The organism is Deltaproteobacteria bacterium, assembly GCA_016219225.1.
Taxonomy (GTDB): Bacteria; Desulfobacterota; RBG-13-43-22; order RBG-13-43-22; family RBG-13-43-22; genus RBG-13-43-22.
Genome location: JACRBX010000002.1, coordinates 1 through 9,161, shown reverse-complemented (window position 1 = coordinate 9,161; position 9,161 = coordinate 1). Strand labels below are relative to the sequence as shown.

The following is a 9,161-nucleotide window of genomic DNA, read 5'->3' as shown; positions in this document are numbered from 1 at the left end:
GTCAGGAAGATACCGGCTACGGCGGCCACCATGGCGCTGATCCCCCAGATATTGGAGAAGACCTTTTTTACCCCGATGCCCATCAGATAGGCGGCCAACTGATTTTGGGAAGCGGCCTCCATGGAAATGCCGGCCTTGGTCCGGTTGAAAAAAAGATAAAGGACGATAATTAAAAGTATGGTAATGGCCATGATCCAGAGATGGACCGAGGACACGGCCCAGGGGCCGATGCGTACGGGAACATTGGTGATCCCGGCGCTGAACTTGTAGGTATCATAGCCCCAGATCATGCCCCCCAGGCTTCGGACCAGAATGCCGATGGCAATGGTGGCCATGGCCAGGGCAAAAGCCGGCTCGCCGACCAACGGTCGGAGCACGAACCGATCGATGATTTTTCCCAGGAAGCCCATCAAAACCAGGGCGATGAGCAGGGAAAGGAAAAAGGGAAGGTGTAAAAAGTTGACGCAGGTAAAGGCCAGAAAGGCCCCGATCATCATCAGGTCCCCCTGGCCGAAATTGATGATCTCCGTGGCTTTGTAGATGAGCACAAAGCCGAGGGCTACCAGGGCATAGATGCAGCCCATGGCCAAACCGTTGATGACTTGTTGCACAAACATAAGGTTTCCTGCTGATGTTAGAGGTTAATCAGACTAAAAACCAAAGGACCTTCTTTCCAAGTCACTCTCAAAAAACAATATGACTGATCAATCAGTCATATTGGTTTCCAAAAATATCGGCAAAGGATAAAAAAGTCAAGAAAAAAATTAACAGGTAAATTTATAAATATTTTAAACCCGTGGGATCATGGGTTTAGGAATAGAAGAAAGCCGTCCGACAAGATCCGGGCGGCTTTCTTCGGCAGGCACCTTCGCTACTGGCAGGTTTCTACTGCAGAGAAACTATTTCCCTCCTTCTTTAAAACACATATTGAAAACGGGTCAGGACCACATTTTCCTTATCCAACCTGACTCCGCCCACCGTGACCTGATCTTTAAACCAGAAATAAGAATAGTCGAGTTGAAAGCGGAGATGCTTGTTCCAATACCAATTAAGCCCGAAGGTGGCCGCCTGGGCCTTATCCGTTCCAGAGGCAAAACCTTTATTCAACATTTCGGAATCGGTATTGACCACCTGATAGCGTCCTAAGATCTGGAAGGCCCCCCATCCGCCTTTGGCCGGATCAAAATCGCGTTTGGGTTTAATCGGTTCATTTTGAGGCCAATCCTCTCCGGTCAGGACGTAACCGGCTGTAAAATAACCGCCGCTCAAATCAAGGCCGGCTTTCGGAACTCCTTTGGTGATCTGGTCGAACCGGCCCTGCAGATATTCCGCTTTTAACCCGAAGGGGCCGATCCCATAATCCAGTTCCAGACCCCAGCGAGTCAGACGGCCGTCCTGGTTCACGCCGCTTTGAATGTCGAAAAAAGTTGTGGTGCCCTCGGTTTTTAAATCAAACCCGCTTAAATCCTGTTTGTTGTTTCCTGTGCTGAAGGAGCCGCCGAAATTAAATTTTTTAAGCGCCGGCAGAGAGGTGGAATGGAGGAAGGGAGAAAAAGCGATCCTGCCGGTGAAATCCTTATCATCCACCACGGCCTCCCGATTTCGGCCCTGTCCGTTAAAAAAGCCAAAGCCATATTCGATTTGATTTTCCCAGATTTTCCCCAGAATCATGATCCCGATATCTTCCTGGGGAGATAAGGTATTAACGATAACGGCCCGCTCAATGAAATCGGTCCATAAGGCCGAATAGTTGGCCTCCAAGCTGAAGGGTTCAAAGACCTGCCCCCCTCGAACCCGGAAGCTCGGGTATTTACGATATTCCAGCCACCCTTCCTGGAGGATGCCGTTCCGTTCTCCAAGGAAGGTGGCATAGAGGCGGTAAGCCCAATCGTTTTCCAGAATACCCCGGATATCGAATCGGGCCCGGCGGATGAGAAAGGTATCATTATTGTGATTATCGCTGTCAAAAAACCAGCGGCCATCGGCCTGAAGCCAGCCGCCGATCCGAATCTGGTCGTCTTTTCCCTTTAAATAAAAGCCTTCATCATAGACGGTTTTTAGCTCTTTATCGACAGGGGTTTCCTTGGCATCACTTAAACGTATATCCGACAATATTTCCCGGATTAAAGCCTTGTGCTCCGGTGTTTGAGCAGCGGCCTGAACCCTGGCCTCGATGGCCTCGGATTGTTTTTTAAGCTCCGTTTTTACCTGATTCAATTCCCTTTCATAACTCTCGAGTACTCTTTTTTGCTCCTTTATGATTCCTTCCAGTTTTTCGACACGCTGGGTTAAGTCTTTCTCCGGCCCCTGGGCCAGGGCCGGGCACGTTTGCAGAATTAAGAACAAAATCCCAAAAGATAAAAAAAAGTCCTGGAATATTGTTTTTAATCCTCTTTCTTCCATAGAAGTCCCACCAATAAAAATGAGGAAATACGCTCTGGTATGGCTTACCAGGTAATGTGGGGGCTGTTGATTATCCCGCCAATCAGGAGGATTAAACCCAAGGTAATGGCTGCATACCCGAAGAGATAGAAGACGATCTGTTGTTTTTTGCCCGCTTCCGGAACCAACAAACCGGGCAGGAGTCCCATCTTTTCCAGGCGCTGGATCCAGTCCGGCTTCTCATGCCGGGTGGCGGCCAGATCGACGCTTCCTTCAAAGATGGCCCGATCCATGGGAAAATTATGGCGCCGCAAGTGGGCCACAAAAAAGTGAATGGTGAATACATGGCCCATGGCCAAAATGGCTTCGATCCGGTGAATCCAGAAAACGACGTTAAGGGTCCAACCCGGCAAGAGCCGGCTGGCCGCCAGGGGGTAGGCCAGGAGCAGCCCCGTACCGCCCAAGATAACCATCCCCCAAAAGACGGCCCAGTAATCAAACTTTTCCCAATACCCCCAGCGATCAAACTCCGGGGCTTTGGTTATCCCCAGAAACCACCCCACATGCTGAAAAAATTGGCCCAAATCAACCCAGCGGGGAAGCAGGGAATCCGGGCTGTTTATCAGTTGGGAGAAGTTTTTCCAGCCGATATTAAAAAACAGGTAGGCTAAATGGCCGAGAAACAGGAGCAACAAAAAAATACCGACCCACTTATGGATGATCAGGGCATTTTCATAACCGCCGAAACAGGAGACCAGGGATTGGCCGAATCCGGTTTCAATATACATGCGGGCCACGCCCGTGGCCCCCTGGATCAAAAAAAACAACAGGAGAAGCAAATGAAACAGGCGCTGGATCGGGGTAAAACGTTTAATCCGATTCTTTGCTGGCTGGTTTCCCATTCTTTTTCTCCTTGGTCAAAAACTCCCTTAAGCCCCACAGAAAGGCATGGGGGATGAAAAAGGCGAAGGTCCCTATGGCCAGGGCCATCATGAGCCAAAAGACATAAAAGAGAGCCGGAAAAGTCTTGCTGGTTTTCGCTGCTAAGGGGTTAGGGGCATGGACGACATACGTGGCGAAGGAGGCCCCGGCCCCTTCATGGCATTTGGCACAAACATAGGCATGACGGCGTATAGGGTTCATGGGAGAAATATATTGACCGATACTGGCGATCGGCTCCCCGCCATGGCATTGGCGGCAGGTAATTTTGGCCCTTACGGAATGGATGTTTTTGGCCTGGTCGGCATGGCAATCGGTGCAACTGCGTTGCTCATAAAACAGGATACCCCAATGGGAATCGGACAAATAAGCCCGCTGCCGAACCGATTCGGCCTTGGGACTGAGACGGATGAGCCCCTTGCGCCGCTCGGGGATTTGGACATAGGGCTGATAGGAACGGGGTCTGACTTCATAGTCTTCATAGTAGCCGGTACTTAATTCCCGCTCTCGATAGCGCGCGATGTTGGAGGTCACCTCTTCCTGGGCCTGTGAAAACCCAGGAAGAGTCAACCAGAACAAACAGCAAGCCAATAAGATACTTAAAAGCTGCATGGGAGTCCCCTGCCAAGGTTATTTTTTAACTTGAAACCGTTCTATGTTTTCGATCACCTTCCCTTGAGGTTTAGGAAGTTGGGACATGGCATCAAATTGTTTTTGCAGGGCCGCCAGGTCGGCATCCTTATGTTTATGACAGGTCTGGCAAGAATTGGGAATCTTCGGATCCTTGAGGGTGTCCCTTGGTAATAAGGTTACAAAGACATGGCTGTGGAGGTCACCCGACTCGGCACTTTTGGCAATCCGGGGCATATGACAGCCGACACAGTTGGCAAAGGAGTGGATGGAATGGCCCAGATTATTATTTACCGTTTGATGGCAGCTTAAGCATTGTTTGGAACCGGATTCCTTGGTTTGCGAGCGGGTCGGGGGAACTCCCAATTGATGCACGTAATGACAGGAGGTGCAATTGACCCCTTCGGTGTGGTGTTTGGACTGTCGCCAGTCGATATACTGCTGATGGTGCCCTTTGGAGAATTCATTGGCATAAAGCATTTTGGTATCTCCGGCGGCAAAAGAGGTGGACCGGAAATAGGTCTCCAGGGCCTTTCCCGGCTGGTAGCCCAAAGGCCATTCCACTGTTTTGTCTTTGGTCGATTTTCCCCGGTTATGGCAGGAACCGCAGATCTGGACAGCGATGCCGGAAGGAAGCTTGGAAGGATTGACAATGGTCATCCGTTTTTCAAAGACAGCGGTTTTGGGCAGGGCATAATGATGGGATCCCGGGCCATGGCAGGCCTCACAGCCGGTCCCCGGTTCACTGAAAGAATTAGTTTTTAAATCGACTCCGGTGGCGTGGCAGCCTCCGCAGCCTTTGATCCAGGGGTGCTTGTCCCAGGTGGCCTCATTATAATTGACCCAGCGGCCGGTATCGATATTGTATTGGATCGGGGAGATGTAAAGCATCCCCCCTTTCTCCACCAGATAGCGCTGCTTCCATTGGGTACCGATGGTGTATTTAATCTCTTCGACTTTAGGGATATAGATTTTATCCGGGGGCACCTTGAGGTCCTTGGCAATCTTTTCGAAATCGGCCCGGATAACCGCTGGATCGATCTCGGTCACGAAGGCATCGACATTTTTGGTGACATCCTGAAGCATGCGGCTATGGAGGGTGGATTTCCAGGAATCATAATGCTCCAGATGGCACATTTTGCATTTTTCAGACCCGATATAGGTCTTCGGCTGGGCTGTTATTTTTTTGAGATTGACCTTTTCACCAGAACCGCAAGCCCCCAAAAAGGCCAACGCGGCCCCTAACAATACTACCTTCCCCCATCCTGAGCATTTCATAGTTCTCCCCCCTTAACACGAAAATAAAGTTTCAAGATGCAAGTTTCAGGTATGAAAAACCCTGGACCTTGAATCCATTTTATGCTTCGTGGCGCCCTCCGTGGGGGATGAAGGCTAAGTATATAATATGGATAACCCTCATTTATCCCCAGGATTACAGGGTTGTACAAGCCGATAGTGTTTCTTAAGAACCTAAAATAGCCCAAAAAATTATCTTTTTCAGCTTCTTTTCCAAGATACGATATAAAATTACCATGATTAAAATCCAAAATCGATACAGCCGAAGCTGTATTTTTTGAAAAAAAACACCTTATATTTAAGTTGAGTTTTTACTCCGGCCTTATTCCCGAGAAGGTCTCTTCCGATTTTTTAAAACAGGAAGGATGCCCAGGAACAAAAGGGTGGAAAAGGATCAGGCTGGGAATAAACCGGCCTTACGCAACAAAAGGTCCCAGTCGTCGTTGACTATTTCCTGGATCTGATCCAGATCTTTCTCGGTCAGGTGTTTAAACCGGCCCTGGAGTTTAAAGTACTCCTTGACCAGATAGCCTTTGGACATAAAGTTGATCGTATAGCGCAGACCGTCTTCCACTTCATAGATAGGGAAAATGTTGGTTTGGACGGCCATCCGGGCGATCTTGACCGACAACTCCGAAGCCAGTCCCCAGCCCGTAGGGCAACTGGAGAAGATGTGCAGAAACCGGGAGCCTTTGATCCATTTGGCCTTTTTTACCTTGTAGACCAGATCTTCGGGGAAGGCGATGCTGGCCGTGGCGGCATAGGGAATGCGATGGGCTACCAGGGCCTCGACAATGTTTTTCTTGCGCATCTTTTTCCAATCCGCACCCGGGGTGGTGGTGGTCCAGGCCCCATAGGGGGTCGAAGAAGAGCGCTGGACCCCGGTATTCATATAGGCCTCGTTGTCATAACAGCAATAAATGAAATCTTCGTTTCGTTCCACGGCGCCGCTCAAGGCCTGAAAGCCGATGTCAAAGGTACCGCCGTCGCCGGCCCAGGTCAGGACGGTTGTCTCCGTATCGCCTTTCATATCCAGGGCCGCCCGCACCCCGCTGGCTACGGCGCCGCCGGTTTCAAAGGCACTGTGGATCAAGGGTATCCGTAAGGCCGACTGGGGATAAGGCCCGGCGATGATGGACCAACAACAGGCCGGCAGGACCATTATGGTCTTTTCGCCCAGGGCCTTTAAAACAAACTTCATGGCTATGGCCGCCCCGCAGCCGGGGCAGCCCACATGGCCGGAAGACATATAATCACGATCAGAAAGATCCATTGGCATGATCCACCTCGTGAAGTCCCACCCAAAGGCTTTCTTGAGAGGGGAGATCCTGGTCCCGGGTCTTGCGGTAAATTTCTTCCAGGGTGGAAAGGGTCACGTCACGCCCCCCCAGTCCGGCAATATACCCGAAGACGATCGGGTGCACAGGGAGGCTGCAGAGGGCGGCCTGTATCTCCTGGGCAAAAATGCCACTGGCCCCAAAAGAAAAATTCCGGTCGATTACCGCGACTTTTTTAGCCGACTTCAGATACCGCCGGATGGATTCATAGGGAAAGGGCCGGAACATCTTGACCTTGAGCAGTCCGGCTTTTTCGCCTTGACGGCGTAGATCCTGAAGAAATTGCCGGCCCGTGCTGGTGACGGTCCCTGAAGTGACCAGTATGATTTCGGCGTCCTCGCAGGCCACCGCTTCCACCGGCCCATACCTCCGGCCAAAGCTTTTCTCAAAAATGGTTTCCATCTCGGCCAATCGCTGTGGAGTTTCCTCCATGGCCTGCTGGAGGCTGTGACGCATTTCCATATAAACCGCCGGGGGGGCCATCTGTCCGAGGGCGCAGGGGTTTTGGATGTCTAACTGGAACCTGGGTTTAAAGGGGGGAAGAAACCGGTCCACGGCCTCCTGATCCGGCACATCCACCGGTTCGTAGGTATGGGAGAGGAAAAAGGCATCCAATATGACCATGACCGGTAGATTGACCGATTCGGCCAGCCAGTAAGCCTGCAAGGTGGTATCCAGGACCTCCTGTCCGGTTTCACAGTAAAGCTGCATCCAACCGGTGTCGCGCTGGGCCAGGCTGTCGGTTTGATCGGTCCAGATGTTCCAACCCGGGGCCAGGGCCCGGTTGACCTCGGCCATGACGATGGGCAGTCTGGCCCCCGAGGCCCAATGCAACAATTCGTGCATCAGGGCCAGCCCCTGGGAAGAGGTGGCCGTAAAGGTCCGGGCCCCGGTACTGGCGGCCCCGATCAGGGCCGCCAGGGCGGAATGCTCGCTCTCCACCCGCAAAAAGCGGGCCTTGAGGGAGCCGTCGGCACAAAAGTCCGAAAGCCGTTCGACGATATGGGTTTGAGGCGTTATGGGATAGGCGGAAATCACCTCTACCCGGCCCAAACGCACGGCCTCGGCAACGGCCTGGCTTCCTTCCAAGACCTTTTTCATTTATATTTTTCCTTTAGTCAACCACGTACAAATTAGACCTTTTTGTTACTGAGTCATTGGGCTAATACTAATACTACAGCGATTTTTTTTACTGACGCGCTTCTTTATCCGTCATTCCGGCATGCTTTAGGCTTGTCCCCGACGTTCTTAATCGGGGAGCGGAATCCAGGGACTTTTATTTTCTCATTTTATTGAAAAATCTGGATTCCCGATAAAGACATTCGGGAATGACGAAAAAGTGCCGCTGTAATACTAAATGACTTAATAACATACTTCGACGCTCATAATTCCTCCTCCAACACCATGGCATTACGCGGACATTCCACCACACAGATACCGCAACCTTTGCAGTAATCGTAATCGATCCGGCGCCCCTGGGGGGTGTCTTCCCGGATGACCGACAGGTCCGGACAAAACAGGCGGCAGTTGTCGCACTGATTGCACAGCCCGCAATTAAAGCACCGCGCCGCCTCGCGCATGGCCAAATCGGCTGAAATATTGAGGTCAATTTCAGCAAAAGACCGGACCCGCTCTTCTTTCAACAGGCGGGGTTTGATGATCCGGGGAGTGAACTGAAAATGATCGGTATTGATTTCCTCAGGCTGAACCACATGGGGGCTCCGCCGGTATCGGGGTCCTTTAAGATACATTTCAAAAGAAAGGGAAGGACCGTTCCCCACCTGACAGGCCTTGAGGTCGGACTCGACGTCTCCCGGACCTTTTTGAAAAAAGATATCCAGGGCCAGGGCCGCCTCCTTGCCGGAGGCACCGGCCTGAACCACACTCTTGTTGGCCGCAGCCAGGTCCCCGCCATAGACCCTTATCCCGCCATCAGGTGGGATCACCAAAACGGTATGGGGCAGGGATAAAACGCCCTGTCCTTCTTTTGGCGGACTATACCATTCCTCCGAGGCCATAAGACCGATGGCCTTGAAGATCCGGGTACATCGGAGGGATTCGGTTTTTTCTGGCACAGGTGCAACCCTGGCCCTGCCCCGGGGATCCATATCGATGACCTGCATCGGCTGCCAGGTGAGCCGGTAAGCCTCGCCGTCCGGTTCGATGCGGACCGGGGCCGACAGTTCCCTTATTTCCACACCCTCCTCCAGGGCCATCCGGATTTCCTCTTCAAAGGCCGGCATATCCCGGCGCCGGCGGCGATAAAGAATAACCGCCTTCCCTCCGAGCCGCATCACCGAGCGGGCTACATCGATGGCCGTATTGCCTCCCCCCAGGACAGCCACCTGCCCCTCCAGGGATGGAACATTTTCCTGATTGACTTTCCTGAGAAAAGACAACCCGTCTTCCACTCCTCCCAACTCTTCTCCGGGGATGGACAGATCCGGGGTCCGGGAAAGGCCGCAGCCCATAAAGACCGCATCATATCGGCCCCGGGCTTCTTCTAAAAATCCCGGGGTCAGAGACCTTCCCAAATGGACTGCGAACCCGACCTCAATGATCCGTTCTATTTCCCGG

General features: G+C 52.0%; 8 protein-coding genes. All 8 read right to left on the bottom strand.

Translation table 11 applies throughout. The features are described 5' to 3' along the window. Positions 1–617 (bottom strand): branched-chain amino acid ABC transporter permease (locus tag HY879_00165; GenBank protein MBI5601747.1); only part of this gene is annotated, 617 nt, incomplete at its 3' end. 298 nt (positions 618–915) lie between these two features. Next, entirely contained in the window at positions 916–2,403 is a 1,488-nt protein-coding gene (locus HY879_00160; protein MBI5601746.1) for a hypothetical protein, read from the bottom strand. A gap of 44 nt (positions 2,404–2,447) precedes the next feature. Further along, complete coding sequence (locus tag HY879_00155) at positions 2,448–3,284, bottom strand: cytochrome b/b6 domain-containing protein (GenBank protein ID MBI5601745.1); 837 nt, start codon at positions 3,282–3,284, stop codon at positions 2,448–2,450. Next, a complete protein-coding gene (locus HY879_00150; protein MBI5601744.1) occupies positions 3,253–3,933 on the bottom strand; it encodes a hypothetical protein in 681 nt (226 codons plus the stop codon). The genes HY879_00155 and HY879_00150 overlap by 32 nt, the downstream gene beginning before the upstream one ends. 18 nt (positions 3,934–3,951) lie before the next feature. Further along, positions 3,952–5,229: a hypothetical protein gene (locus tag HY879_00145; protein MBI5601743.1), complete on the bottom strand. Its 1,278-nt coding sequence runs from the start codon at positions 5,227–5,229 to the stop codon at positions 3,952–3,954. A gap of 412 nt (positions 5,230–5,641) precedes the next feature. Further along, complete coding sequence (locus HY879_00140; GenBank protein MBI5601742.1) at positions 5,642–6,526, bottom strand: 3-methyl-2-oxobutanoate dehydrogenase subunit beta; 885 nt, start codon at positions 6,524–6,526, stop codon at positions 5,642–5,644. Further along, positions 6,507–7,685, bottom strand: a complete 1,179-nt coding sequence (porA, locus tag HY879_00135; GenBank protein ID MBI5601741.1) for a pyruvate ferredoxin oxidoreductase — start codon at positions 7,683–7,685, stop codon at positions 6,507–6,509. Before porA ends, HY879_00140 begins: the two co-directional genes overlap by 20 nt. A gap of 281 nt (positions 7,686–7,966) precedes the next feature. Next, positions 7,967–9,161: FAD-dependent oxidoreductase (locus HY879_00130; protein ID MBI5601740.1), on the bottom strand; the 1,195-nt coding region annotated here is incomplete at its 5' end.

Coding starts and splice junctions, on each gene's coding strand:
- HY879_00140 (MBI5601742.1), bottom strand. CDS start 6,526: ATGCCAATGGATCTTTCTGATCGTGATTATATGTCTTCCGGCCATGTG.
- HY879_00155 (MBI5601745.1), bottom strand. CDS start 3,284: ATGGGAAACCAGCCAGCAAAGAATCGGATTAAACGTTTTACCCCGATC.
- HY879_00145 (MBI5601743.1), bottom strand. CDS start 5,229: ATGAAATGCTCAGGATGGGGGAAGGTAGTATTGTTAGGGGCCGCGTTG.
- HY879_00160 (MBI5601746.1), bottom strand. CDS start 2,403: ATGGAAGAAAGAGGATTAAAAACAATATTCCAGGACTTTTTTTTATCT.
- porA (MBI5601741.1), bottom strand. CDS start 7,685: ATGAAAAAGGTCTTGGAAGGAAGCCAGGCCGTTGCCGAGGCCGTGCGT.
- HY879_00150 (MBI5601744.1), bottom strand. CDS start 3,933: ATGCAGCTTTTAAGTATCTTATTGGCTTGCTGTTTGTTCTGGTTGACT.